The organism is Frigoribacterium sp. PhB107, assembly GCF_003751515.1.
Taxonomy (GTDB): domain Bacteria; phylum Actinomycetota; class Actinomycetes; order Actinomycetales; family Microbacteriaceae; genus Frigoribacterium.
Window position 1 is genome coordinate 953,891 of the sequence record NZ_RJKU01000002.1, and the last position, 24,351, is coordinate 978,241.

The following is a 24,351-nucleotide window of genomic DNA, read 5'->3' on the forward strand; positions in this document are numbered from 1 at the left end:
GTAAGGAATTCATCCATGGCGACTGCCATCCGCAGCGACCTGCGCAACGTGGCGATCGTGGCCCACGTCGACCACGGCAAGACGACCCTCGTCGACGCCATGCTCAAGCAGACGAACTCGTTCGACGCGCACTTCGACACCGAAGACCGCATGATGGACTCGAACGAGCTCGAGCGCGAGAAGGGCATCACGATCCTCGCGAAGAACACCGCGGTGCTCTACAACGGTGCCCACGCGACCGACGGCCCGATCACCATCAACGTGATCGACACCCCCGGCCACGCCGACTTCGGCGGCGAGGTCGAGCGCGGCCTGTCCATGGTCGACGGCGTCGTCCTGCTGGTCGACGCGTCCGAGGGCCCCCTGCCCCAGACGCGCTTCGTGCTCCGCAAGGCCCTCGCGGCCAAGCTCCCCGTCATCCTGCTGGTCAACAAGACCGACCGTCCCGACGCGCGCATCGACGAGGTCGTCGCCGAGAGCCAGGACCTGCTCCTCGGCCTCGCCAGCGACCTGAGCGAAGAGGTCGACGACCTCGACCTCGACGCCATCCTCAACGTGCCCGTCGTCTACGCGTCCGGCCGCAACGGCGCCGCGTCCGTCAACAAGCCCGCCGACGGCTCGCTGCCCGACAACGACGACCTCGAGCCGCTGTTCGACGCGATCCTCACGCACGTGCCTGCGCCGACCTACGACGACGAGCACCCTCTGCAGGCGCACGTCACCAACCTCGACGCCTCGCCGTTCCTCGGTCGCCTCGCGCTCCTCCGCGTCTTCCACGGCACCCTGAAGAAGGGCCAGACCGTCGCCTGGGTCAAGGCCGACGGCACCGTCGCGAACGCCCGCATCACCGAGCTGCTCATCACGAAGGCCCTCAGTCGCTACCCGGCCGAGAGCGCTGGCCCCGGCGACATCGTCGCGGTCGCCGGCTTCGACACGATCACCATCGGCGAGACCCTCTCCGACCCCGACGACGTGCGGCCGCTGCCGACCATCACGGTCGACGACCCCGCCATCTCGATGACGATCGGCACCAACACGTCGCCCATCATCGGCAAGGTCAAGGGGCACAAGCTGACCGCGCGCATGGTCAAGGACCGCCTCGACCGCGAGCTGATCGGCAACGTCTCGCTCAAGGTCGTCGACATCGGACGCCCCGACGCGTGGGAGGTCCAGGGCCGCGGCGAGCTCGCGCTGGCCATCCTCGTCGAGCAGATGCGTCGCGAGGGCTTCGAGCTCACCGTCGGCAAGCCCCAGGTCGTCACCCGTCGTGACGAGAACGGCAAGCTCCAGGAGCCGTTCGAGCACATGACGATCGACGTGCCCGACGAGTGGCTCGGCGCGATCACGCAGCTGATGGCCGCCCGCAAGGGCCGCATGGAGAACATGGCGAACCACGGCTCGGGCTGGGTCCGCATGGAGTTCATCGTCCCGTCGCGCGGCCTGATCGGCTTCCGCACGCAGTTCCTCACCGACACCCGCGGCACGGGCATCGCCAACGGCATCAGCCACGGCTACGGCCCCTGGGCCGGCGAGATCTCGACCCGCACCAACGGCTCGATCATCGCCGACCGCTCCGGCGTCGTCACGCCCTTCGCGATCATCAACCTGCAGGAGCGCATGACGTTCTTCGTGCAGCCGACCGAAGAGGTCTACGAGGGCATGGTCGTGGGCGAGAACTCGCGCGCCGACGACATGGACGTCAACATCACCAAGGAGAAGAAGCTGACCAACATGCGTCAGTCGACTGCCGACAACTTCGAGTCGATGACCCCCTCCAAGGTGCTGTCGCTCGAGGAGGCGCTCGAGTTCGCCGGTGACGACGAGTGCGTCGAGGTCACCCCCGACGCCATCCGCATCCGCAAGGTCGAGCTCGACGCCAGCGCCCGCCAGCGCAGCACGGCTCGCCTCAAGAAGCAGAACGCGTAACCAGCACCCGATCGGGCCGACCCGGCCAGGTCACGAAGGAGGCGCCCCGCAGCAGTGCGGGGCGCCTCCTTCGCTGTCTGCCCACGCAGCACGATCGCCCGCCCCGCCTTGCACGGAGCGCCGAGTACGTCGGGGGCGGGTCATCGTCACCGGGGGCGGGTAGCCGGCGACCCGCCCTCGGCGCAGATGACCCGCCCCCGACATGAACGGGGGCGGCTGCAGGGGCCGCACGTTCCACGGCTCCGCACAGCGGCGGGCGCTACGGTCGTCGCCGTGACCACGCTGACCCGCACTCCCCGCACCCGCCTCGTCCGCTCCGCCTCCGCCCTGCTCCTGGCCGGCGGGGTCGTCGTCGGCCTGGCCGCCTGCGGCGACGGCTCGATGGTCGACAACATCGTGGGCAGCGCCGTCGACCAGGGCGTCGAGAGCGTGCGCGGCACCGTCGAGGACGCGGTGGGCGACGTGCTCGGCGGCGCGAGCGTGTCGACCGACGGCACCCTGCCCGAGTCGTTCCCGGCCGACGTGCCCCTGCTCGACGGCACGGTCCGCGGCGGGGGAGCGGGCCCCGAGGGCACCGGCTGGGTCGCCCAGCTCACCGTCGGCAGCCTCGACGACTTCGCCACGGCTCAGACCCAGCTCGAGGGCGCCGGCTACACGGCCAGCGGGGTGAACGTCGACGGCGACACCGCGCTCGGCACGTTCACCGGAGCCACCTACCGCGTGCTGCTGACGCTCACGACGCAGGCCTCCGACAGCGCGGTCGTCGCGACCTACGTCGTCACGCCCGTCTAGCCCGTCGCGCCTGTCCGGTCGAGGCGTCGACCAGGCCCTGCCAAGGGCCCCTCCGAGCCCTCCCGCAGGAGGCGCGCCTCAGCCCAGCAGGGTCTCGCCGACCCAGCCGCCCTGGCTCGCCCCCGGCGGCACGGCGAAGATGCCCGAGCCGACGTGCTTCAGGTACTCGTTCATCCGGTCGTTCCGCGCGAGCGCCGTCTGGATCGGCACGAACTGGCGTCGGGGGTCCCGCTGGAACGCGATGAAGAAGAGCCCGGCGTCGAGCCGCCCGAGCGAGTCGTTGCCGTCGACGAAGTTGTAGCCGCGGCGCAGCAGGGTCGCCCCGCCGTTCTGGTCGGGGTGGGCGAGCGCCACGTGCGAGTCCACGGCGATGGCCGGTCCCGAGCCGTCGGCGGACACGGCCGCGAAGTCGGGGGCCGTGAACTCCGAGCCGCCCGAGAGCGGTGCACCCTCGCCCTTGTCGCGCCCGACGACCGTCTGCTGCTCGGCGAGCGAGGCGTGGTCCCAGGTCTCGATCGTCATGCGGATCTTGCGCGCGACGAGGTAGGAGCCGCCGTCCATCCAGTCGGCGCCGTCGCTGCCGGCAGCCCAGACGCCCTCCTCGACGGCGCCGCCGTCCTCGGCGCGCAGGTTCGCCGTGCCGTCCTTGAACCCGAACAGGTTGCGCGGCGTCGACTGGCCCCGGGTCGTCGACGAGGTGCGGCCGAAGCCGAGCTGCGACCAGCGCAGTGAGGCCCGGCCGAAGGCGATCCGCGACAGGTTCCGCACGGCGTGCACGGCGACCTGGGGGTCGTCGCTGCAGGCCTGGACGCACAGGTCCCCGCCGGTCAGCGCCTCCTCGAGCTGGTCGCCCGAGAAGTGGGGCAGGTCGACGAGGGCGGCGGGCCGCTGCGAGGCGATGCCGTAGCGGTCGGTGCCGGTCGCGTCCGTGAACAGGGTCGGGCCGAACCCGATCGTGATCGTGAGCCCGGCGGCCGGCAGTCCCGTCGCCTCCCCGGTGTCGTCGGGCGGCGCGAGGGGCGATCCTCCGGTCGCCCCCGCCTCGCTGACGTCGAGGCCCTGGGCGAGGCGGGCGGCGGCCGCGCTCCAGTCCTGCAGCAACTCGACGAGGTCGCGCCGGGTGGTGCCTGCGGCCATGTCGAACGAGGCGAAGTGCAGCCGGTCCTGGGCCGCGGTCGTGATGCCCGATTGGTGGCGGCCGGCGAAGGGGTAGCGTGCCGCGGCGCCCGAGGTGCCCTGCGCGTGCGCCTGCAGGGCCCGGTCGCTGCCGACCCCGACCCCGACGCCCAGGGCGCCCGCGCCGACGCCGGTGCCGATCAGGCCCAGCAGGCCGCGGCGCGAGAGCCCGCGTGCCGGGGCGCCTCCGCCGGCGGCCTCGTCGGCCGCAGCCCCCTCGCTCGTCGCTCCCCGCGCCTCCTCGTCCGTCATCGTCCGCCCTCGCGCACCCGTCAGCCGACCAGGGTCGAGGTGAGCTCGCTGAGGGGCTCGCTCAGGGCGTTGACGGCGTCGCTGAGCGCCTTCTTGTCGGCGTCGGTCAGCTCCGTGTACGAGGGGTAGCCGGCCTCGAGGCTGCCGTACGACGAGAGCAGGTCCTCGAGGGCCGTGAGGCGCGAGTCGATGCGGTCCACGAGCTCCGGGTCCTTGTCGGCGACGATGTCGCGCACGCCCTCGTAGGCGACGCGGGCGCCCTCGAGGTTGCCCTGGAAGTCCCAGAGGTCGGTGTGCGACCAGATCTCCTCCTCGCCGGTGATCTTGCCGGTGGCGACCTCGTCCATCAGGCCGACGGCGCCGTTGCTGATCGTGTCGATGCTGATCGAGAAACCGCTCGCCGTGACGGCCGACTGCAGCTCGGCCGTGTCCGACGTGAGCAGGCCGGCGAAGCGGGTGCGCTCGTCCGGGGTCAGGGGCGTGTACGCCTCACCGCCGTTCTCGTCGGCGGTCGGCTGCCAGAGGTCCTTCTCGATCCGGTGCCAGCCGGTCCACTCGGTGCCGGGTTCGACGTCGGCCTCGCGGAAGTCGATCTTCGGGTCGAGGTCGCCGAACGACTCGGCGACGGGCTCGATGCGCTCGTAGTACGCGCGGGCGGTGGGGTAGAGGCTCCGCGCGAGGTCGTCGTCGCCGGTCGTGTACGCGTCGAGGAAGGCCTGGGTCGCGGGGACGAGCTGGCCGACCTGGTCCTTCACGTAGCCGAGGTACGCGGCGGCCGCGGCGTCGACCTGCTCCTTCTCGGTCCCCACGGGGGTCACGTCGGCGCCCGAGTCGGTCACCGTGAACGGGGCGCGGACGCCCTCGCCGACGAGGCCGGGGATGCACGCCGTGACGTAGTCGCCGGGCTGCACGGCGACGGTCATCGAGGCGCTGGTGCCCGGCCCGATGTTCTCCTTCTCGCTGATGATGCGCAGGCCGTCGGAGGCGAGCAGCTCGAACTCGGTGTTGTCGTCGCCCGTGTTCGTCACGGTGAACGTGACGGGGCCGCTCGGCGCCGTCGTGGCCGAGAGCGCGCACGCGTCGGCGTTCCCGTCGACCGTGACGACGGTCGCGCCGGCGGTGGCGGCACCGCCGGGGGAGTTCGCGACGCAGCCGGTCAGGGCGAGCGCGACGAGCGCCGCGCCGGAGACGAGGGCGAGGGGGCGAGGGGTCATCGTGGTGCTCCTGCGGTCGTGCGGGTGGTGGGACGGTCGGTGGGGGAGCCGCTCGGCGAGGCGGGGGTCGCCTCCGCCGGACGGGGCGCGCGGCCACGGGTGGCGCGCGCGAAGAGCGGGACGACGACGGCGAGGTAGGAGAGCCAGACGCCGGCCTGCAGCCAGCTCGGCGTCGGGGTGAAGTTGACGAGGCCCTGCAGCAGGGTGCCCCACCAGCTCGTCGGGGGCACGGCGGCGCTGACGTCGAAGGCGAGGGAGGTGCGGCCCGGCAGCACGCCCGCCTCCTGCAGGTCTCCCACCCCGTAGGCGAGCACCCCGGCCGCGACGAGCACGAGCAGGTACCCGGTGACCGTGAAGAACCGACGGAGGTCGAGGCGGACGACCCCGCGGTAGATCGCGACCTCGATCGCGACGGCCGTGAGGATGCCGAGCAGGGCGCCCACGACCGGTGCCTCGCCGCCTCCGGTCGACTGCACCGTCGCCCAGACGAACAGGGCCGTCTCGATGCCCTCGCGCCCGACCGACAGGAAGGCGAGCGCGACGACCGCCCAGGCTCCGCCGGCGATCGCGCGGTCGAGGCTCGACTCGAGCTCGCCGCGCATGCTGCGCGCCGTCCGGGCCATCCAGAAGACCATCCAGGTGACGAACCCGACGGCGACGACCGAGAGGCCGCCGCCGATGATCTCCTGGGCCTGGAACGTCAGGCCGTACGCGCCGAAGGTGAGCACGGCCCCGAGGCCGAGCGAGAGGACGACGGCGGCGGCCACGCCCAGCCAGAGGCGGGGGAGGACGTCCCGGCGGCCGAGCACGACGACGGCGGCGATGAGGATGCCCACGACGAGGGCGGCCTCGAGGCCCTCGCGGAGTCCGATGAGGTAGTTGGCGAGCACGGGCGACGGCTTTCGAGAGGAGGGCGTGCGGCGGTGGGGTGACCGCGACCGGTCCGGGTAGTTTGGTTAGGCTAACCTCACCAGCTTCCCGGGCCGGACCGACCATAGTGCGGGGCGGCATATCCTGTCCAGTGATGACGTACTTCGGCTCCGCCTCCGATGCCCGCCAGGGCGATGCCCGCCCCGGCCAGCCCTCCGCCCTGCGGGCCGAGCGGGTCCTCTTCGTGCACGCGCACCCGGACGACGAGACGATCGCGACGGGCGGCACGATCGCCGCCCTCGTCGACGCCGGCGCCGAGGTGACGATCGTCACCTGCACCCGCGGCGAGCTCGGCGAGGTCATGCCCGACGACCTGGCTCGGCTCCGCGGTGACGAAGCCGCCCTCGCCGCGCACCGCGAGGGCGAGATCGCGGAGGCGATGCGCGACCTCGGCGTCCGCGACCACCGGTTCCTCGGCGACCCGGAGGCGCGCACCCACGGGCTGCCGGCGAGGGTCTACCGCGACAGCGGCATGGTCTGGCGGTCGGACGGCGTGGCCGGCCCTACCCCCGACCTGCACGGCGCCGCCTTCTGCGCGGCCGAGTTCGGCGAGATCGTGTCCGACCTGCAGGCCGTGGTCGAGTCCGTGCGGCCGACGGCGATCGTCAGCTACGACGAGGACGGCGGCTACCACCACCCCGACCACGTCCGGGCCAACCGGGCCGCCGTGCGCGTCGCGCGCCTGGCCGAGGTGCCCTTCTTCGCCGTCGTCGCCGGCGCCGAACAGGCCACGGGGGCCGAGGCCGAGGCGCTCGCCGCCGACGACTCGGTCCGCACGGTCGACGTCCGCGCCTCGACCGCGCGTCGTCTGGCCGCCCTGCGCCGCTACCGGACGCAGGTCGAGGTCGTCGACCTGCCCCGGGGCGCGGCGGGCATCCTCTTCCCCCACGGCGCGGTCCAGCCCGTGGGCACGAGCGAGTCGTTCCGCTTCGTGCCGGAGCCCGACTCCCGGGCGTCCGGCCCTGCCGGCGCCTCCGAGTTCGCCGACATGAGCACCGGCGGCCGCGTGGCGACCACGGTGCTCGCCCTCGCGGCGGGGGCCGTCTTCGGGGCCCTCGGCACGGTCGCCCACCAGGGCACCGTCACCGTCGCCGGCGCGCCGATCTGGTCCGGCCTCGTCCTGTCGCTGGTGATGGCCGCGGCGCTGCTGGCCGGCATGCGCCTCCTCTTCGGCTCCCGCGTCGTCGCGGTCGCGGTCGCGCTCGGCCTGCTCGGCGCCGCCGCGCTGCTGTCCCAGCCGGGTGCGGGCGGCTCGGCGCTCGTGCCGGCGAACGGCCCCGGCTACGCGTGGACCTTCGGCCCCCTGCTCATCGCGATGGTCGTGATCGCCTGGCCGACCCTGCCGCAGCGGGGCGCCGGGCCCGACGCCGGGTCGACCGCCGCGTCGTCGACCGCGTCCGACTCCGCGCCCACCGCCTCCTCCGCCGGCACCCAGCCGACGGCGCGCTAGGCTGGACCCTCTGCCCGAGGTGAAGGGAACCCCCCGAACGTGACGTATGTGATCGCACTGCCCTGTGTGGATGTCAAAGACCGTGCCTGCATCGACGAGTGCCCCGTCGACTGCATCTACGAGGGCGAACGCTCGCTCTACATCCACCCCGACGAATGCGTCGACTGCGGCGCCTGCGAGCCCGTGTGCCCCGTCGAGGCGATCTACTACGAGGACGACCTGCCCGACAAGTGGGCCGAGTACTACAAGGCCAACGTCGAGTTCTTCGACGAGATCGGCTCGCCCGGCGGTGCGGCGAAGGTCGGCGTCATCGCGGGCGACCACCCCGTGATCTCCGCCCTGCCCCCGCAGGGCGCGCAGGCCTAGGCCCCGGTCGATCGTGGCGCTGTCGCTGCCCGACTTCCCCTGGGACTCGCTCGCGGCGGCGGCCGCCGTCGCCCGTCGGCACGAGGGCGGCATCGTCGACCTCTCGGTCGGCTCGCCCGTCGACCCGACCCCCGAGGTCGTCGCCAGGGCCCTCTCGGCCGCGACCGACGCCCACGCCTACCCCCAGGTCGCCGGCACCCCCGCGCTGCGGGCGGCCGTCGCCGAGTGGTACGAGCGCAGGAGGGGCGTGTCCGGCCTGCAGGACGCGAACGTCCTGCCCACGATCGGCTCCAAGGAGCTCATCGCGGGCATGGCCCTCTGGCTCGGCCTCGGCCCCGGCGACACCGTCGTGCACCCCGTCGCCGCCTACCCGACCTACGCGCTCGGCGCGGCGCTCGTCGGCGCCGACGTGCTGGCCAGCGACGACCCCGCCGAGTGGCCTGGGTCGACCCGGCTGATCTGGGTGAACAGCCCCGGCAACCCCGACGGAGCCGTCCTCGACCACGAGCACCTGCGTGCCGTCGTGGCGCGCGGCCGCGAGCTCGGCGCCGTCGTCGCCGGCGACGAGTGCTACGCGGAGCTCGGCTGGGAGGGCGAGTGGGCCGACAGCCCGACGCCCTGCATCCTCGACCCGAGGGTCGTCGGCGACGACCTGCGCGGCGTCGTCAGCGTCTACTCCCTCAGCAAGCAGTCGAACCTCGCGGGCTACCGGGCCGGCTTCGTGGCCGGCTGCGACCACGTGATCGGCCAGCTCCTGGCCGTGCGCAAGCACGCCGGCCTCATGCCGCCCGCCCCGGTGCAGGAGGCCATGCGTGCAGCCCTCGGCGACGAGGCGCACGTGCGTGAGCAGAAGGAGCGCTACCGGGCCCGTCGCGCGGCCCTGGCACCGGCGCTCGAGGCCGCGGGGTTCCGCATCGACCACAGCGAGGCCGGGCTCTACCTGTGGGCCACCCGCGACGAGGACTGCTGGACGAGCGTCGACTGGTTCGCCGAGCGCGGCGTGCTCGTCGCCCCGGGAAGCTTCTACGGCGTGGACGGCGGGCGCCACGTGCGGGTCGCCCTCACGACGACGGACGAGCAGATCGCCGCGGCCGTGGAGCGCCTCCAGGGCTGACCGCTAGGGTGACAGGGTGACTGATCCTGCCAACGACGCCCAGAAGGCCACGCTGCAGTTCCCGGGGGGGACGGCCGAGTTCCCGATCGTGCCGAGCACCCAGGGTGCCTCGTCGATCGACATCTCGAGCTTCACCAAGCAGACCGGCTACACGACCCTCGACACGGGGTTCGTGAACACGTCCGCGACCCGCTCGAAGATCACCTACATCGACGGTGACGAGGGGATCCTGCGCTATCGCGGCTACCCGATCGAGCAGGTGGCCGAGAACTCGACCTACCTCGAGACCGCGTGGCTGCTCATCTACGGCGAGCTGCCCACCGCCGACGAGCTCGCCGACTTCGACGCCCGCATCCGCCGCCACACCCTGCTGCACGAAGACCTCCGCCGCTTCTTCGACGCGCTGCCGCACAACGCGCACCCCATGTCCGTGCTCTCGAGCGCCGTGGGCGCGCTCGGCACCTTCTACGAGGGGTCGATGAGCGTCAGCGACCCTGCCCAGGTCGAGCTGCAGACCATCCGCCTGCTCGCGAAGTTGCCGGTCATCGCCGCGTACGCGCACAAGAAGAGCCTCGGCCAGGCGTTCCTCTACCCCGACAACTCGCTGAGCTTCGTCGACAACTTCCTCAAGCTGAACTTCGGCACGATGGCCGAGCCGTACGAGGTCAACCCCGTCCTCTCGAAGGCGCTGGAGCGCCTCCTCATCCTGCACGAGGACCACGAGCAGAACGCGTCGACGTCGACCGTCCGCCTCGTCGGCTCGACGCAGGCGAACATGTTCTCGTCCATCTCGGCCGGCATCAGCGCGCTCTACGGCCCGCTTCACGGCGGCGCGAACGAGGCCGTGCTCACGATGCTCGCCGAGATCCGCGACAGCGGCCAGGGCGTCGAGCGCTTCGTCGAGCGGGTCAAGAACAAGGAAGACGGCGTCAAGCTCATGGGCTTCGGCCACCGGGTGTACAAGAACTTCGACCCCCGCGCCCGCCTCGTGAAGGAGAGCGCGACCGAGGTGCTGGCCGCCCTCGGCGTCAAGGACGACCTGCTCGACATCGCCATGGAGCTCGAGGACATCGCCCTCGCCGACGACTACTTCGTCGAGCGCAAGCTCTACCCCAACGTCGACTTCTACACCGGCGTGATCTACAAGGCGATGGGCTTCCCTCCGCGCATGTTCACGGTGCTGTTCGCCATCGGCCGCCTGCCGGGCTGGATCGCCCACTGGCGCGAGATGAACCAGGATCCCGCGACCAAGATCGGCCGCCCGCAGCAGCTGTACCTGGGCGAGACCCAGCGCGACTGGCCGCAGCGCTAGCAGCGGCACCAGCAGCGCAGACGGGCGGGTCCGTCGTGACCGGGCGTCGACGACGACCCGGGGACGACGGACCCGCCCGTCCTGTCCTCGCGGCTACGCGTGCAGCTGCGAGTTGAGCGTGATGCCGTGGCCCTTGCGCGGCAGCACCTCGACGGCGCCGGTCACCGAGTTGCGGCGGAACAGCAGCCCCGGGCGGCCCGAGAGCTCGACGGCCTTGACCGTCTGCTGCTTGCCGTCGTTCGTCGGCGTGCCGCCCACGACGACGACCTTGGTGCCCGCCGTGACGTAGAGGCCGGCCTCGACGACGGTGTCGTCGCCGATCGCGATGCCGATGCCGGCGTTGGCGCCGAGCAGCGCGCGCTCGCCGATGGTGATGCGCTGGGTGCCGCCTCCCGACAGGGTCCCCATGATGGAGGCGCCGCCTCCGATGTCCGACCCGTCGCCGACGACGACGCCCTGCGAGATGCGGCCCTCGACCATCGACGCGCCGAGCGTGCCCGCGTTGAAGTTGACGAAGCCCTCGTGCATCACGGTGGTGCCGGGCGAGAGGTGGGCGCCGAGGCGCACCCGCGAGGCGTCGGCGATGCGCACGCGGTCGGGGGTGACGTAGTCGAGCATCCGCGGGAACTTGTCGATGCCCGTGGTCGCGATCCCGGCGCGCTGCAGCGACGGGCGGAGGCGCGTGAAGTCGTCGGGGTGCACCGGTCCGGCGTTGGTCCAGACGACGATGGGCAGGTGGCCGAAGACGCCGTCGAGGTCGATGGTGTTCGGCGCGACGAGCAGGTGGCTCAGGAGGTGCAGCCGCAGGTAGGCGTCGGGGGTGGACGCCGGAGGCGTGGCGAGCTCGATCTCGACGGTCACCGGGACGAGGTCGACGCCTCGACGGGCGTCGGGCCCGGCGGCGTCCGCGATCTCGGCGGGCACGAGGGCCGGGTCGCGGTCGGCGGGCAGCCGGCCGAGCGACGGCGCGGGGAACCAGGTGTCGAGCGTGCTGCCGTCGCTGGCGACGGTGGCGAGCCCGTACCCGTGGGCGTGGGTGGCGGCGGGGGTGTCCGTGGTCATGCCCTCGATCGTAGGGCGGCGGGGAGGCGCCGCCCGGCGACCTGCCGGGCACCGGCCCTACACTCGGGTCCATGCCGCCCTTCGACCTGAGCGTGTCCGCCGTCGACGTCACCCGCCAGCTCTGCGACGTCGAGTCCGTCTCCGGGAACGAGCAGGCGGTGGCCGACTCGATCTGGCAGACCCTCGAGGGGCACGAGCACCTCACGCTGTTCCGCGACGGCGACGCGATCGTCGCCCGGACGGAGCTCGGCCGCGACAGTCGCGTGGTCATCGCCGGACACATCGACACCGTGCCGCTGAACGACAACCTGCCCACCCGGTTCGAGACCGACGACGACGGGGTCGAGTACCTGTGGGGCCGCGGCACCGTCGACATGAAGGCGGGCAGCGCCGTCCACCTCCGCCTCGCGGTCGAGCTCACGGAGCCCGTGGTCGACGTCACGTGGGTCTGGTACGACCACGAAGAGGTGTCGGACGCCCTCAACGGGCTGGGGCGGCTCGCACGGCTGCACCCGCACCTCCTCGAGGCCGACTTCGCCATCCTCGGCGAGCCGACCCGCAGCGAGGTCGAGGGCGGCTGCAACGGCAACCTGCGGGCAGAGATCCGCACCTTCGGCGCCCGGTCGCACAGCGCGCGCTCGTGGGTGGGCTCGAACGCCATCCACGCGGCCGCCCCGATCCTCGACCGCCTGGCCGCGTACGAGGCGCGCGAGGTCGAGGTCGACGGCCTCGTCTACCGCGAGGGGCTGAACGCCGTCGGGATCACGGGCGGCGTGGCCGGCAACGTCATCCCCGACGAGTGCATGGTGCACGTCAACTACCGCTTCGCGCCGAGCCGCAGCGCGGACGAGGCCGTCGCGCACGTCCGCGAGCTCTTCGCCGACTTCGACGTGACGATCGTCGACCTCGCCCCGGGCGCCCGCCCCGGCCTCGACGCCCCGCTGGCCCGGCAGTTCCTCGAGGCCGTCGGCGGCGAGGCGAAGCCGAAGTACGGCTGGACCGACGTCGCCCGCTTCTCCGCCCTCGGCGTGCCCGCGGTCAACTACGGCCCCGGCGACCCGCTGCTGGCCCACCACGACGACGAGCGCGTGCCCGTGCAGCAGATCCTCGACAACGAGCGCGGACTGCGGGCGTGGCTGACGGCCTGACCACGCGGCCGTCCCCGGCGTCGTCGACCCGTCCGGCGTCGTCGGGCCGTCCGGCGTCGCGTGCCTCCGACGCGCGCCGCTGGCTGACCGTCCGCTGGCGGCTGCTGCCGTGGTGGGCCCGCGTGCTCGGCGTGTTCGTGCTGTCGCGCGTCGTCAGCACGGCGCTGCTGGTCAGCTTCGCGCAGCGGCAAGGCGCCAACGCCTGGACGCTCGCGAGCCCGGACTACGCGAGCTTCGCCAGCATCTGGGACGGCCACTGGTACTACATCATCGCGGCCGTGGGGTACCCGTCGGCCCTGCCGCTCACCGAGACGGGCCACGTCGCCGAGAACGCGTGGGCGTTCATGCCGGCCTACCCGTTCCTCGTGCGCGGTCTGATGGAGCTGACCGGCGCCTCCTTCGCGACCCTCGCCGTCGTCGTGTCGACCGTCTTCGCGGGCGGCACGGCCCTCCTGTTCTACAAGCTCCTCCGACGTGTGCTGCCCGAGGGCACCGCGCTCTTCGGCGTGGTGCTGTTCTGCGCCTCGCCGCTGTCGCCGCTGCTGCAGGTCGCGTACGCCGAGTCGATGTTCCTGTTCCTGCTCTGTGCGGCCCTGCTGCTGCTCCTGCAGCGGCGATACGTGGCGATGCTGCCGGTGGTGCTGGTCATGTCGTTCACGCGGCCGGGCGCCCTGCCGCTGGCCCTCGCGCTCGGCCTGCACACGATCTGGCGCTGGTGGCGCCGACGCGACGACCCGTTCCCCGGCCGCGAGATGCTCGCCGCAGGGACGGCCACGGTGGCGACGGCGGTCTTCGGGGTCGGCTGGCTGCTCGTCGCCGGACTCGTCACCGGCAGGCTCGACGCGTACACCGAGACGGAGCTCGCCTGGCGCTCGGCGTACATCGGCTACGGCCCGCTGGTGCCGTTCACGCCCTGGATCGAGGGTGCGAACTGGTGGTTCCCGGGTGGTCTGGGGGTGGCTCTGCTGGTGATCTCGGTGATCGCCCTCGGAGTGCTCCTGCTCAGTCCGTGGGGACGCCGACTCGGTGTCGACCTGCGGCTCTGGAGCCTCGCCTACGCGCTCTACCTGCTCGCCGTGTTCTTCCCGCAGTCGAGCACCTGGCGCCTGCTGATGCCGCTGTTCCCGCTGCTCGGCGTGCTCGCGCTGCCGCGCTCGAGGGTCTGGCGAGTCGCGATCGTGCTGCTCGCCGTGGCGGGCCAGTGGCTCTGGATCGACTGGTGCTGGTGGGTGGACGGGTACGACTGGACGCCCCCGTGAGCCGGGTGACGCCTCCTCTTGTTTAGGTGTCAGCCGCAGAATCACGGATAATGGGATCTGAATCTTCGCGAAAGGGGACTATCTGATGGCAGCCATGAAGCCGAGGACCGGCGACGGGCCTATGGAGGCCGTGAAGGAGGGCCGTCTCATCATCGTGCGCGTTCCGCTCGAAGGTGGCGGCCGCCTCGTGGTGTCGGTCAACGACGACGAAGCACGAGAGCTCCACGACGCGCTGGCGAACGTCGTCGGCGACTAGGCACGACCTCCCGCATCACCCTCGACGCCCCGTCGGCCCAGGCCGGCGGGGCGTCGGCGTGCGTGCGGACGGCGTCGGCGTGCGTGCGGACGCCGTGCGCCCAGCGACGGGCTCGGGGCCGTCAGCGCTTGACGAGCTGGAGGAGGCCGTCGCCGGCCGTCGACAACGAGCTGATGACGGCGGGCGAGGTCGAGACCTCGGTGAGCAGGGTGCGGAACCCGGTCGTCGTCGCATCGCGCCTCGCCGGGTTGGCGACCGCGCCGTGCCACAGCGCGTGCGCGACGAGCACGAGGCCGCCGGGGCGGGCCATCCGGAGGCCGTGCTCGACGTACTCGATGACCGAGCCGGGGTCGGCGTCGACGAAGACGACGTCGTAGCTGTTCTCGTTCATGCGCGGCAGCACCTCGGCGGCGCGGCCGGTGATCAGGCGCACCCGGGCGGCGGGCACGCCGCCGCGCAGGTAGGCGTCGCGCGCCGCCTGCTGGTGCTCGATCTCGCGGTCGATGGAGGTGAGCGTCGCGTCGGGCGCGCCGGCGAGCAGCCAGAGGCCGCTGACGCCGACCCCGGTGCCGATCTCGATGATGCTGCGGGCCCGCGACGAGGCGGTGGCGACGGCCAGCTGCGCGCCGACGGCGGGGGAGACGGCCTCGACCCCGACCTCGAGCGAGTGCTGCCGAGCCTCGGCCAGCGGTCCGCTCTCCGTCACGAGTTCTTCCGCGAACTTCCAGCTCGATTCGATCTGCGACACACTCACTCCTCGGTGCCCAAGCCTAGGGGCTGGCTGTCGGGGGCAGACGTTAGTCTGCATGCGTGTCCCTGTTCGGTCTGACGTTCGACAAGCTCTTGGTGATCGGCGTGCTCGCCGTCTTCCTCCTCGGCCCCGAGCGGCTGCCCGGCTACGCCTCGAAGCTGGCCCAGCTCGTCCGCAGCCTGCGCGACATGGCCAACGGTGCCAAGGCCCGCATGCGCGACGAGATGGGGCCCGAGTTCGACGAGGTCGAGTGGCAGAAGCTCGACCCGCGGCAGTACGACCCGCGGCGCATCATCCGCGACGCCCTCCTCGACGCCCCCGAGGCCGCCACCAAGCCCGTGTCGGGCGCGATGGCCCCGGCGACGGCGGCTGCCGTGTCGGTCGGGCTCCCGGGCGGCGGCCCGCGGCCGGCGCCCGAGCCGCTCGCCGTCGGCGAGGTCCCCCCGTGGGACGCCGAGGCGACCTAGCCCTGCCCCGCCCCCGGTCGCGCAGCTCGGGTCCTGCAGCACCGCGTCAGACCCCGCCGTGCAGTGCGGCGACCCGCGAGGCCTCCGCGCGCAGGGCGTCGACGACGCGGCGGACGGACGGGCGCTCCGCCCGGTCGCGACGCATCAGCACCGAGACGTAGCGGACGGCGCGGATGCTCTCGAGTGGCAGCAGGACCATGTCGTCCCGCGCCTCCTTCGCGGTGAACCGCGGCAGCACGGCGATGCCGAGGCCGGCGCCCACCAGCGACTCGGTCACCTTGGTGTCGCTGAAGCGCTGGGCGACGCGCACGGGGCTGCCCGTGACGCGCTCGATCTCGCGGTAGACCCACTCGAACGGGAAGTCGGTCGGGACCCCGATCCACGTCTCGCCCTCGAGGTCGCCCGGCGAGAGCGAGGCTCGTCCCGCGAGTCGGTGGTCGGCCGGCAGCGCCACGTCGAGGGGCTCCGTGAGCAGCGGGACCGTCACGAGTCCGCGCCCGCGCCAGGCGCGCCCATCGGGGGAGTGCGCGACGACGACGTCGTGGTCGGCGGCGAGGTCGGCGAACTCGAGGATGGACGGGTCGTGGTCGGTCGCCACGACCGTGAGGCCCGGCGTCTCGGCGATGGTCCGGAGCAGGCCAGGCAGCAGCATCTGCCCGCCGGTGGGGAAGGTCGCGAGGGTGACCTCGCCCTGGGGCGTCGCGACGAAGTCGGCCCAGACGGCCTGGGCGCGCTCGAGGGCCACGGCCACGTCGGTGGCGGTCTGGGCGAGGACGCGGCCCGAGCCCGTCAGGACGACGCCGCGGCCCACCCGCTCGGTCAGGGCGACCCCGGCCTCCTTCTCGAGGACCTTCAGCTGCTGCGAGACGGCCGAGGGGGTACGGTGCGTCGCCTTGGCGACCGCGGCGATGCTGCCCCGCTCGGCGAGTTCCCGGAGCAGTTCCAGCCTCTTGACGTCCATGTAGTGATTCTACGGTGTCACGGTAGAAAAGCATGGTTGTACTTCCCTTTGTGAGGGCGCAGACTTGACCTTGTCATCAGAGGGACCCCATGCCCTCTCCGCTCGGTCGACCTGGTCCCGAGCATCCGCAACGAGGCTGACCGACCGCCTACGAGACCCGTCGTCGTGCCCAGCACGACCTGGTCCAGGATGCGGTCGATCGTCCTGCCCACACCGCGCGACAGCGCAGACAAAGAGAAGAACATGTTCACCGGAATCATCGTCCTGGCCGTCGCTGCGAGCATCGGCATCGTCGGATCCGTCGTCGCGGTCGCCCGCGACGGCTACCGCGCCATCCCGACCCGCACCTTCACCCGCTGGTCCTAGTCGGCTCGTCGCCGCCTCCCCTCGCCGTCGGTCCGTGCTGGAACCGATGACGAGCCGGCGGGCAGGCCGCGTCTCCTCCTGAGCGCGCCAGCCCGCGAGAGGCGAGCGATCGAGACACCCGAGAGGCCCCCGTGCACCTGCACGGGGGCCTCTCGTGCACCCGGATGCCGTCCGCCGACGCCGTCAGCTGACGCTGAGGCCCAGCCGGCGACCGACGAGGCTGCGCGGGCGCACCGCGAGCGTGCCCGCGAGCGCGTCGATGACCCGCGCCGCGGGGTCGTCGGGCGCCGCGACGACGACGGGCGCGCCCTGGTCGCCGCCCTCGCGCAGCCCGAGGCTCAGCGGCACGCTGGCGAGCAGCGGCACGTCCGCCTCCTGTCCGGCCGAGAGCCGGCGTGCCGTCTCGGCGCCGCCGCCCGTGCCGAACAGCTCGAGCACGGAGCCGTCGGGCTGAGCCAGCCCGGCCATGTTCTCGACCACGCCGAGGAGGCGCTGGCCGGTCTGGCGGGCCACCACGCCGCTGCGCTCGGCGACGTCGGCCGCCGCCGGCTGCGGCGTCGTCACGACAAGCACCTCGGCGTGGGGCAGCAGCTGCCCGACCGAGATCGCGACGTCGCCCGTGCCGGGCGGCAGGTCGAGCAGCAGCACGTCGAGGTCGCCGAAGAACACGTCCGTGAGGAACTGCTGGATGGTGCGGTGCAGCATCGGGCCGCGCCAGGCCACCGCGACGGACGAGTCGTCGACGAACATGCCGATCGAGATCACCTTCACCCCGTGGGCCACGGGGGGCAGGATCATGTCGTCGACCTGCGTGGGCTTGACGGCGGCGCCGTCCGGGCCGACCAGGCCGAGCAGGCCCGGGATGCTGAAGCCGTAGACGTCGGCGTCGACGATGCCGACCGAGAGGCCGCGGGCCGCGAGCGAGACGGCGAGGTTGGCGGTCACGGTCGACTTGCCCACCCCTCCCTTGCCGCTCGTGACCGCGATGACGCGGGTGAGCGAGTCCGGCCCGAACTGCTGCACACGGGCGCCCCGGCCGGCTCGGAGCTTCTCGGTGAGTGCGTGCCGCTCCTCCTTCGTCATGACGGTGACGGCGACCGTCACGTCCGTGACGCCGTCGACCGAGGCCGTCGCGGCCCGCACGTCGCGCTCGATCGTGTCGGCCGCGGGGCAGCCCACGATGGTCAGCTTCACCGAGACCGTCGCCGCGCCCGCCGCGTCGACCGACACGTCGCCGATCATGTCCAGCTCGGTGACCGGTCGGCGGATCTCCGGGTCGAGCACCGACCCGAGCGCGGTCCGCACGCGATCGGCGGCGGAGCTCGTGCCGGCAGCCGAGGAGGCGCCTCCTGCGAGCCCGGTGCCGGTGTCAGCCACGGGACGCGTCGTCCGTCGTGGTCGCCGCCGCCGACTCGTCCTCGCGGCGGTCGATCTCGTCGAGCAGGCTGCGCAGCTCGGCGCGGATGAAGTCCTTGCTGGCCATGTCGCGGATCGCGATCCGCAGGGCCACGACCTCGCGGGCGAGGTACTCGGTGTCGGCGAGGTTGCGCTCGGCGCGCTGGCGGTCCTGCTCGAACTGCACGCGGTCGCGGTCGTCCTGCCGGTTCTGCGCGAGGAGGATCAGGGGCGCGGCGTACGACGCCTGCAGCGACAGGATCAGGGTCAGCGCCGTGAAGCCGATCGCGGCGCTGTCGAAGCGGATGCTCTCGGGCGCCGTGGTGTTGTAGACCATCCAGAGGACGCAGAAGCCCGTGAGCGCGAGCAGGAACTGCGGCGTGCCCATGGCCCGGGCGATGGCCTCCGTGGCGCGGCCGAAGCGATCGCGGCCCGCACGGCGCCGTCCCGGCAGCACCCGCGTGCGGAGGCCCTTGGGGGAGTCGAGTCGGACCGTGCTCCGGTTATCGCGTGCCACCGGTGGTCCTCCTCGGGGTCGTCGTCGGGGTCGTGGTCAGGGGGGCGCGGCGGGCACGCGCCCGGGACCGGCTGAGCGGTCTGTCCTGGTCGTTGCTGCGCCAGTCGTCGGGCAGCACGTGGTCCAGGACGTCGTCGATGGTCACCACCCCGACGAGGCGGTGGGCGGCGTCGACGACGGGCACGCTGACGAGGTTGTACGTCGCCATGACCCGCGTCACCTCGAGGGCCGTCGCGTCGACGCGGACCGGTTCGAGCTGCTGGTCGAGCAGGGTGCCGAGGCGCTCGTTGGGCGGGTAGCGGAGCATCCGCTGGAAGTGCACCATGCCGAGGAACCGGCCGGTGGGCGGCTCGTACGGCGGCAGCGTGACGCAGACCGCGGCGCCGAGCGCCGGCGCGAGCTCGTGGCGGCGGATGAGCGCGAGGCCCTCGGCCACCGTGGCGTCGGCCGAGACGATCACCGGCTCGGTGGTCATCAGGCCGCCGGCGGTGTCGGCGTCGTAGCTGAGCAGCATGCGGACGTCGTCCGCCTCCTCGGGCTCCATCAGCTGGAGCAGCTGCTCCTTGCGCTCGTCGCCGAGCTGGGACATGAGGTCGGCGGCGTCGTCGGGCTGCATCTGGTCGAGCACGCCCGCGGCGCGCTGGTCGTCGAGCTGGGAGAAGATCTCGACCTGCTCGTCCTCCGGCAGCTCCTCGAGCACGTCGGCCAGGCGGTCGTCGGACAGCTCGGAGGCCACCTCGAGGCGGCGCTCGGGGGTGAGGTCGAGCAGCGTGTTCGCGAGGTCGGCGGGCACGAGGTCGGAGTAGGCGGCGATGAGGTGCTCGGCGCTCTGGGCCTCGCCGGGCTCGTTCTCCTCGACGACCTCCTCCCACGTGGCGAACGCGGTGGGGCCCTTGCCGAAGGGCGACGGCGTGGTCTTCGGGCGGCGCAGGAACAGCTGGCCGATCTCCCAGTCGCCCTCGCTGACCTCGTCGATCGCGACGTCCTCGACCACGGCGCGGCCGCCGTCACGGCGCAGGGAGACCCGTCGGCCGAGCATCTCGGCGATGACGCGGGTCTCGCCGCCGCGCTGCTCGAAGCGACGCAGGGTGATCGTGCCGCTCGTGATGATCTGCCCCGAGCCGATGCTCGTGACGCGGCCGATGCTGACGAAGACGCGGCGCTTGCCGGGCACCTCGACGATCAGGCCGACGACCCGAGGCGGGTCCTCACGGCGGTAGACGACGAGGACGTCCCTCACCTTGCCGACCTTGTCGCCGGCGGGGTCGAAGACGGAGCACCCGGCGAGACGGGCGACGAAGACTCTGGTGGCGCTCACGCCTCCAAGTTAGTCGCTCAGCCCGACCGCGCCGCGTGCTGCCGTCCATGCCGACGTGTTTCACTGCTCTCATGACGAACCCGAGCCCGTGGGGCCGCCGAGCGCCGAGCATCCCGACCCTTCCCCGCGGCGACGTCCTCGGGACGTACGCCAGCTACCCCGAGGCCCAGGCCGTCGTCGAGCGCCTGTCGCACGCCGACTTCCCCATCAAGCAGCTCGCGATCATCGGGAACGAGCTCACCACGGTCGAGCGGGTCACCGGCCGGCTGACCTACGGCCGTGCGGCGCTGGCCGGCGCCGTCACGGGCCTCTGGATCGGCGTCTTCTTCGGGGCCGTCATGCTCCTCTTCTCGCCCGACACCGCCTCCGTCACGACGATCCTCGCGGCCTCGCTGATCGGCGCCGGCTTCGGCATGCTCTACGGCCTCGCCAGCTTCGCGATCAGCCGGCGCCGCCGCGACTTCACCTCGACCCACCAGGTGCTCGCCCGCAGCTACCAGATCGTCGTCGACCCGGAGCTCACCCACCGCGCGCAGCAGATCCTGGCCGGGCCGCAGACCGGGCGCTGAGGCGACCAGGCGGTCGGCGGGCCCGGTCAGCCGCGCAGCAGGCCCGCGAGGTCCTCGGGGAGGGACCTGGCGCCTCCGTCGCTCGTCAGCAGCCGCCCGCACCCGTCCAGCTCCGCGGTGAGCCGCGGATCCGTCGGCAGGGAGCTGCCCGGCGCGTGGTCGGGGAACGTCACGAACGACGTCGCGGTCGCGTCGCACCGCTCGAGTCCGGGCGTCGACGGCTGCCCGGCGGCGAGCACCAGCCGCGGCCCGACGCCGTCAGCGAGCGGCACGACCCGCGTGAACGTCCCGCTCGTGACCGACTTCGTGGGCATCCCCGGCGCGGCGGCTGAACCAGAACCGGCGCCGAACGGGCTGTCGGCAGGCACGGTCGGGTCCGGGAGCGGCGGGGCGACCGCGTACACGCACGCGCGATCGAGGTCGGAAGGGTCGGGCAGCTCGGTCGCGATCCCCGAGCCGCCGAGCATCCACGGCAGTGAGGCCTGCATGCTGCAGCCGGCGTCCAGCGCAGCCCGGCTCTGGACCAGCGAGACGCGGACGAGCCGCTCCTCCTCGACGGGGAGCGCGTCGAGGACGTCGTGCGTGCCGGGCAGCGTCTTGCCGCACGCGGTCAACGGCCACGCCGCACGCATCGACCGCCCGTCGGCGGAGGTCAGCCAGAGGTCGGGCACGATCTCCATGTCGGCGGTGCACATGCCCGACCCGCCGGTCTCGTCGGGCACGGCGAGGGCGGACAGCAGCCGGTCGAGGTCGTCCGTCCAGGTCGTCTCGAGCCGGGCGGACCAGCGCCCGTCCGCGTCGTCGACGCTGTCCGTCGTCCCCGCGCACCGCACGGCGGAGTCCGGCGTGAAGCCCTCCGGCACCGACCCGGCCAGGGGAGGCGGAGGGGCCGACGGCGCGGTGCCCGGCTCGGGCACGATCCACGCGTCGGCGCTCAGCGCACAGTCGGGCGCCCCGTCGACGACCTCGGCCACGGGCCTCGGCGGGGCCGTGGTGTCGAAGGCGCAGCCCGCCGTGGCCAGCAGCACGGCGAGCACCGCCCCGGTCGTCGTGGTCGTGCTCAGCCGCCCCATGGGCCGAGCGTAGGAGGCGCCCGACCTGTCGTGCGGGATCGTTGCCGTCCCGTGACCCCGCTGTCCCGCAGCGGCAGCGGCAACGGCAACGGCAAAGGCAGGTGCCGCCCTCGCCGGCCTCCCCGCCGCGACAGGCAGGCGAGGTCGTTCGGCGTCGACGGACCTGCCTCGTCCCGGCCCGTGGCCGACCCCGGCCCCCGGTAAACTGGCGCCACCGTCCCCGACCCCGAGAGAGCGCCATGGCCCCGAGATGGACGCGGTTCGTCCGCGGCTGGCTGACCGCCGGCTTCTCCGTCGTCGTCGCCGCCTTCTCGCACGTCGCGGGCGGCGGTGCCGAGCCCGGCACGCTCGGGGTGGTGCTCGCGCTCGCCTTCTCGGTGCCCCTCTGCATCGCGTTGACCGGCCGCCGGGCCTCGCTGCTCCGTCTCGCCGTCTCGGTCGCCGCCAGCCAGCTCGCGTTCCACCTCCTGTTCTCGCTGGGCTCCGCCGCCGGCTCCGGCGCCTCGTCCGTGGGCGGGCACCACTCGCCCCTGGTCGTCACGGTCGGTGCGTCCGACGTGCTCGCCGCGCCCGACGGGCACCACATGGCCATGGCCGGCGGGCTGATGTGGGCCGCCCACGCGGCCGCCGCGCTCGTCACCGTGGTCGGGCTGCGCTGGGGCGCCCACTGCCTCGAGCGCCTGGCCGTCGTGGCCGCCCACGGTCTCGCCCGCGTGCGCCGCGCGCTCTCCGGGGCCGTGCCGCCCGTGAGCACGGGCCCGCGCCTCCGTCCCGTCCTCGCCCTGCCCGGTCGGCGCGCGCCGCCCCTCCGGGCGATCAGCGCGAGGCCCCTCCGCGGTCCGCCCCTGCCCGTCTGACCACCGCACCGGCGTCGACTCCCGACGCCGGTGCCCGGCCCGCCGTCCGCTCGACGACGAGGCCCGAGACCAGACGACACCGGCCGCCGCCGCGCGGCCAGACAGGACCACCACCATGACCACCACCCGCTCCTCCTCGCGTCCGGCCGCAGCCGCGCGCGTCGCCGCAGCCCTCGGCGCGGCGGCACTTCTCACGCTCGCCGCGCCCCTTGCGGCGTCGGCGCACGTGCGCGTGAACCCCGCCCAGGTCGACGCCGGCTCGTACGCCACCCTCACCTTCAAGGTGCCGACCGAGTCGGCCACGGCCGGCACCGTCGGGCTCACCGTCGACCTGCCGACCGACACGCCCTTCACGTCGGTCACCTACCAGCCGCTGCCGGGCTGGACGACGGTCGTCACCACGAGCACCCTGCCCGAGCCCGTCGAGCTCGACGGCGCGACCGTGACGGAGGCGCCCACCGAGGTCACCTGGACGGCCGACCCCGGCACGCAGGTCGGCCCGGGGGAGTTCCAGCAGTTCGTCATCTCCGCGGGCGCGGTGCCGGAGACCGGCTCGATCACGCTGCCCGCTCACCAGACCTACTCGGACGGCTCGGTCGTCGACTGGGCGGACGAGACTCCCGCCTCGGGCGAGGAGCCGGAGTTCCCGGCCCCGGTGCTGTACGTCGAGGACGCCCCGCCCGCCGACGAGCACGGCGGCCACGACATGTCGGACGAGGCGGACGGCGCGGCCGTCGCGGCGGGCGACGACTCGTCGTCCGGCGACGCCGGCTCCGCCTCGGACTCGGTCGCCGTGGGCCTCGGCATCGGCGGTCTCGCGCTCGGCGCCGTCGCGCTCGTCGTGAGCGTCGTGGCGCTGACCCGACGGCCTCGCGCCGCGGGTGCGACCCGACCCGGCACGGACGCGGCGGGGGAGCGCCGGTGATCCGCGCCTCCTCGACCCTGCCCGGTCGCGCGCCGGCCGGCCGGCGACCGTCCCGTGCCGCTCTCGTCGCCGGTGTCGTGGGCGTCGGGGCGGCGGGCCTGCTCGCGCTCGCACCGGTCTCGTCCGCCTCGGCGCACGACTACGTCGTGAGCAGCACGCCCGCCGAGGGCAGCACGCAGTCCGCCGAGCTGACCGAGGCGTCGATCACCTTCAACGACGTGATCCTCGACCTGTCGGGAACCGGCTCGTCGAACGTGCTCGAGGTGACCGACGCCTCCGGGCGGCACTTCGAGGACGGCTGCTCGGCCACCAGCGGGGCCACCCTCAGCACCGGGGTCGCGCTCGGCGCGGCGGGCGACTACACGATGACGTACCAGGCCGTCTCGGCCGACGGCCACACCGTGTCGGCGTCGCTGCCCTTCACCTGGGCGCCGCCCGCGGGGGCGAGCGTCGCGGAGGGAGCCGCCACCCGGCCCGCCTGCGACACCTCGGACGAGGGCGCGGGCGGGGACGGTGCGGGGCAGCCCACTGCCTCGGAGGAGCCGGGAGGCGCGGAGTCGACGGGCGCAGTCGTCTCGTCGGCCTCGGCCGACCCGACCGACGCCGCCACCGGCGAGGCCCTCGTCCAGAGCGCCGACCCGGACGAGTCGAACCTCGGCCTCGTCGTGGGCATCGGGATCGGCATCGTCGTGCTGGCCCTCGTGGCCGTGGTCGTCGTGCTCGTGACGAGCCGGCGACGCGGCGACGACGTCGCCGGTCCCGCGGGCGAGGTGGACCGGACGGACGGGGTGGACGGCGCAGGACGCGCTGACGGCGTGGACGGGGTGGACGGCACGGAGTCGGGGCCCGGCGCCGGACGCGACTGACGCAGCTGCCCGGCACGCGCCTCCTGCGG

Annotated in this window: 25 protein-coding genes; 15 read left to right on the plus strand and 10 right to left on the minus strand. The window is 73.3% G+C overall.

Going from position 1 to position 24,351, the window contains the following annotated elements; all coding sequences use genetic code 11:
• Positions 1-15: 15 nt before the first annotated feature.
• A complete protein-coding gene (typA, locus tag EDF18_RS12690) occupies positions 16-1,926 on the plus strand; it encodes a translational GTPase TypA (RefSeq protein WP_123548121.1) in 1,911 nt (636 codons plus the stop codon).
• 273 nt (positions 1,927-2,199) lie between these two features.
• The gene (locus EDF18_RS12695) at positions 2,200-2,718 is read left to right on the plus strand and encodes a hypothetical protein (protein WP_123548122.1); all 519 of its coding nucleotides are present in this window, start codon (positions 2,200-2,202) and stop codon (positions 2,716-2,718) included.
• A gap of 78 nt (positions 2,719-2,796) precedes the next feature.
• Here the strand turns inward: EDF18_RS12695 and efeB are convergent, their stop codons facing one another.
• The 3 genes from efeB to efeU are packed head-to-tail and all read right to left on the minus strand — an operon-like array spanning position 2,797 to position 6,250.
• Positions 2,797-4,146, minus strand: a complete 1,350-nt coding sequence (gene efeB, locus EDF18_RS12700; RefSeq protein ID WP_123548123.1) for an iron uptake transporter deferrochelatase/peroxidase subunit — start codon at positions 4,144-4,146, stop codon at positions 2,797-2,799.
• A gap of 20 nt (positions 4,147-4,166) precedes the next feature.
• Positions 4,167-5,360, minus strand: coding sequence for an iron uptake system protein EfeO (gene efeO, locus EDF18_RS12705; RefSeq protein ID WP_123548124.1), 1,194 nt, complete (start codon positions 5,358-5,360; stop codon positions 4,167-4,169).
• Entirely contained in the window at positions 5,357-6,250 is an 894-nt protein-coding gene (gene efeU / locus EDF18_RS12710; protein WP_123548125.1) for an iron uptake transporter permease EfeU, read from the minus strand. Before efeU ends, efeO begins: the two co-directional genes overlap by 4 nt.
• Before the next feature lie 134 nt (positions 6,251-6,384).
• Here efeU and EDF18_RS12715 point away from each other — a divergent pair, with 134 nt between their 5' ends.
• Genes EDF18_RS12715 through EDF18_RS12730 form a run of 4 tightly spaced genes read left to right on the plus strand, consistent with a single transcriptional unit; the run spans position 6,385 to position 10,532 of the window.
• Complete coding sequence (locus EDF18_RS12715; protein WP_123548126.1) at positions 6,385-7,740, plus strand: PIG-L family deacetylase; 1,356 nt, start codon at positions 6,385-6,387, stop codon at positions 7,738-7,740.
• Between the two features lie 39 nt (positions 7,741-7,779).
• Positions 7,780-8,106 (plus strand): ferredoxin, encoded by a 327-nt coding sequence (fdxA, locus tag EDF18_RS12720; RefSeq protein ID WP_123548127.1) that lies wholly within the window; start codon positions 7,780-7,782, stop codon positions 8,104-8,106.
• A gap of 10 nt (positions 8,107-8,116) precedes the next feature.
• A complete protein-coding gene (dapC, locus tag EDF18_RS12725) occupies positions 8,117-9,220 on the plus strand; it encodes a succinyldiaminopimelate transaminase (RefSeq protein ID WP_369878358.1) in 1,104 nt (367 codons plus the stop codon).
• Positions 9,221-9,236: 16 nt separating this feature from the next.
• Entirely contained in the window at positions 9,237-10,532 is a 1,296-nt protein-coding gene (locus tag EDF18_RS12730) for a citrate synthase (RefSeq protein ID WP_123548129.1), read from the plus strand.
• Positions 10,533-10,625: 93 nt separating this feature from the next.
• On the opposite strand, the gene dapD is transcribed toward EDF18_RS12730, so the two are convergent.
• Positions 10,626-11,594, minus strand: coding sequence for a 2,3,4,5-tetrahydropyridine-2,6-dicarboxylate N-succinyltransferase (dapD, locus tag EDF18_RS12735; protein WP_123548130.1), 969 nt, complete (start codon positions 11,592-11,594; stop codon positions 10,626-10,628).
• Between the two features lie 71 nt (positions 11,595-11,665).
• Between dapD and dapE the strand changes: the two genes are divergently transcribed.
• The 3 genes from dapE to EDF18_RS12750 all read left to right on the plus strand — a co-directional run bounded on the left by dapE (position 11,666) and on the right by EDF18_RS12750 (position 14,257).
• Complete coding sequence (gene dapE / locus EDF18_RS12740; protein ID WP_123548131.1) at positions 11,666-12,742, plus strand: succinyl-diaminopimelate desuccinylase; 1,077 nt, start codon at positions 11,666-11,668, stop codon at positions 12,740-12,742.
• Positions 12,727-14,001 (plus strand): hypothetical protein, encoded by a 1,275-nt coding sequence (locus EDF18_RS12745; protein ID WP_233569126.1) that lies wholly within the window; start codon positions 12,727-12,729, stop codon positions 13,999-14,001. The genes dapE and EDF18_RS12745 overlap by 16 nt, the downstream gene beginning before the upstream one ends.
• 85 nt (positions 14,002-14,086) lie before the next feature.
• Positions 14,087-14,257, plus strand: a complete 171-nt coding sequence (locus EDF18_RS12750) for a DUF3117 domain-containing protein (RefSeq protein WP_123548132.1) — start codon at positions 14,087-14,089, stop codon at positions 14,255-14,257.
• A 121-nt stretch (positions 14,258-14,378) separates the two neighbouring features.
• Here EDF18_RS12750 and EDF18_RS12755 read toward each other — a convergent pair whose 3' ends face one another.
• On the minus strand, positions 14,379-15,005 hold the full coding sequence (locus tag EDF18_RS12755) for an O-methyltransferase (RefSeq protein WP_166644796.1): 627 nt from the start codon (positions 15,003-15,005) through the stop codon (positions 14,379-14,381).
• Between the two features lie 68 nt (positions 15,006-15,073).
• Between EDF18_RS12755 and EDF18_RS12760 the strand changes: the two genes are divergently transcribed.
• Positions 15,074-15,475 (plus strand): Sec-independent protein translocase TatB, encoded by a 402-nt coding sequence (locus EDF18_RS12760; protein WP_123548342.1) that lies wholly within the window; start codon positions 15,074-15,076, stop codon positions 15,473-15,475.
• 46 nt (positions 15,476-15,521) lie between these two features.
• Here the strand turns inward: EDF18_RS12760 and EDF18_RS12765 are convergent, their stop codons facing one another.
• Complete coding sequence (locus EDF18_RS12765; RefSeq protein ID WP_123548134.1) at positions 15,522-16,436, minus strand: LysR family transcriptional regulator; 915 nt, start codon at positions 16,434-16,436, stop codon at positions 15,522-15,524.
• Positions 16,437-16,679: 243 nt separating this feature from the next.
• Between EDF18_RS12765 and EDF18_RS16720 the strand changes: the two genes are divergently transcribed.
• A complete protein-coding gene (locus EDF18_RS16720; RefSeq protein ID WP_255416193.1) occupies positions 16,680-16,802 on the plus strand; it encodes a hypothetical protein in 123 nt (40 codons plus the stop codon).
• 183 nt (positions 16,803-16,985) lie between these two features.
• Here the strand turns inward: EDF18_RS16720 and EDF18_RS12770 are convergent, their stop codons facing one another.
• From EDF18_RS12770 to EDF18_RS12780, 3 genes are all read right to left on the minus strand, one after another.
• Positions 16,986-18,107, minus strand: a complete 1,122-nt coding sequence (locus tag EDF18_RS12770) for an Mrp/NBP35 family ATP-binding protein (RefSeq protein WP_233569172.1) — start codon at positions 18,105-18,107, stop codon at positions 16,986-16,988.
• Positions 18,108-18,171: 64 nt separating this feature from the next.
• Entirely contained in the window at positions 18,172-18,714 is a 543-nt protein-coding gene (locus EDF18_RS12775) for a DUF1003 domain-containing protein (RefSeq protein WP_123548135.1), read from the minus strand.
• Positions 18,701-20,032: a magnesium transporter MgtE N-terminal domain-containing protein gene (locus EDF18_RS12780; protein ID WP_123548136.1), complete on the minus strand. Its 1,332-nt coding sequence runs from the start codon at positions 20,030-20,032 to the stop codon at positions 18,701-18,703. The genes EDF18_RS12775 and EDF18_RS12780 overlap by 14 nt, the downstream gene beginning before the upstream one ends.
• Before the next feature lie 71 nt (positions 20,033-20,103).
• Between EDF18_RS12780 and EDF18_RS12785 the strand changes: the two genes are divergently transcribed.
• The gene (locus EDF18_RS12785; protein WP_123548137.1) at positions 20,104-20,601 is read left to right on the plus strand and encodes a general stress protein; all 498 of its coding nucleotides are present in this window, start codon (positions 20,104-20,106) and stop codon (positions 20,599-20,601) included.
• A 26-nt stretch (positions 20,602-20,627) separates the two neighbouring features.
• On the opposite strand, the gene EDF18_RS12790 is transcribed toward EDF18_RS12785, so the two are convergent.
• Positions 20,628-21,674: a hypothetical protein gene (locus tag EDF18_RS12790; protein ID WP_123548138.1), complete on the minus strand. Its 1,047-nt coding sequence runs from the start codon at positions 21,672-21,674 to the stop codon at positions 20,628-20,630.
• A 239-nt stretch (positions 21,675-21,913) separates the two neighbouring features.
• On the opposite strand from EDF18_RS12790, the gene EDF18_RS12795 reads away from it, so the two are divergent.
• The 3 genes from EDF18_RS12795 to EDF18_RS12805 all read left to right on the plus strand — a co-directional run bounded on the left by EDF18_RS12795 (position 21,914) and on the right by EDF18_RS12805 (position 24,322).
• Positions 21,914-22,531, plus strand: a complete 618-nt coding sequence (locus tag EDF18_RS12795) for a hypothetical protein (protein WP_123548139.1) — start codon at positions 21,914-21,916, stop codon at positions 22,529-22,531.
• 115 nt (positions 22,532-22,646) lie between these two features.
• Positions 22,647-23,456, plus strand: coding sequence for a YcnI family protein (locus tag EDF18_RS12800; protein ID WP_123548140.1), 810 nt, complete (start codon positions 22,647-22,649; stop codon positions 23,454-23,456).
• Complete coding sequence (locus EDF18_RS12805) at positions 23,453-24,322, plus strand: copper resistance CopC family protein (RefSeq protein WP_233569127.1); 870 nt, start codon at positions 23,453-23,455, stop codon at positions 24,320-24,322. The genes EDF18_RS12800 and EDF18_RS12805 overlap by 4 nt, the downstream gene beginning before the upstream one ends.
• The last annotated feature ends 29 nt before the right edge of the window (positions 24,323-24,351 follow it).

Bases quoted from the DNA above. Each gene is read 5' to 3' on its own strand.
- typA (WP_123548121.1), top strand. From the start codon at position 16: ATGGCGACTGCCATCCGCAGCGACCTGCGCAACGTGGCGATCGTGGCC.
- efeB (WP_123548123.1), bottom strand. From the start codon at position 4,146: ATGACGGACGAGGAGGCGCGGGGAGCGACGAGCGAGGGGGCTGCGGCC.
- efeO (WP_123548124.1), bottom strand. From the start codon at position 5,360: ATGACCCCTCGCCCCCTCGCCCTCGTCTCCGGCGCGGCGCTCGTCGCG.
- EDF18_RS12715 (WP_123548126.1), top strand. From the start codon at position 6,385: ATGACGTACTTCGGCTCCGCCTCCGATGCCCGCCAGGGCGATGCCCGC.
- dapD (WP_123548130.1), bottom strand. From the start codon at position 11,594: ATGACCACGGACACCCCCGCCGCCACCCACGCCCACGGGTACGGGCTC.
- dapE (WP_123548131.1), top strand. From the start codon at position 11,666: ATGCCGCCCTTCGACCTGAGCGTGTCCGCCGTCGACGTCACCCGCCAG.
- EDF18_RS12750 (WP_123548132.1), top strand. From the start codon at position 14,087: ATGGCAGCCATGAAGCCGAGGACCGGCGACGGGCCTATGGAGGCCGTG.
- EDF18_RS12765 (WP_123548134.1), bottom strand. From the start codon at position 16,436: ATGGACGTCAAGAGGCTGGAACTGCTCCGGGAACTCGCCGAGCGGGGC.
- EDF18_RS16720 (WP_255416193.1), top strand. From the start codon at position 16,680: ATGTTCACCGGAATCATCGTCCTGGCCGTCGCTGCGAGCATCGGCATC.
- EDF18_RS12785 (WP_123548137.1), top strand. From the start codon at position 20,104: ATGACGAACCCGAGCCCGTGGGGCCGCCGAGCGCCGAGCATCCCGACC.
- EDF18_RS12790 (WP_123548138.1), bottom strand. From the start codon at position 21,674: ATGGGGCGGCTGAGCACGACCACGACGACCGGGGCGGTGCTCGCCGTG.
- EDF18_RS12795 (WP_123548139.1), top strand. From the start codon at position 21,914: ATGGCCCCGAGATGGACGCGGTTCGTCCGCGGCTGGCTGACCGCCGGC.
- EDF18_RS12800 (WP_123548140.1), top strand. From the start codon at position 22,647: ATGACCACCACCCGCTCCTCCTCGCGTCCGGCCGCAGCCGCGCGCGTC.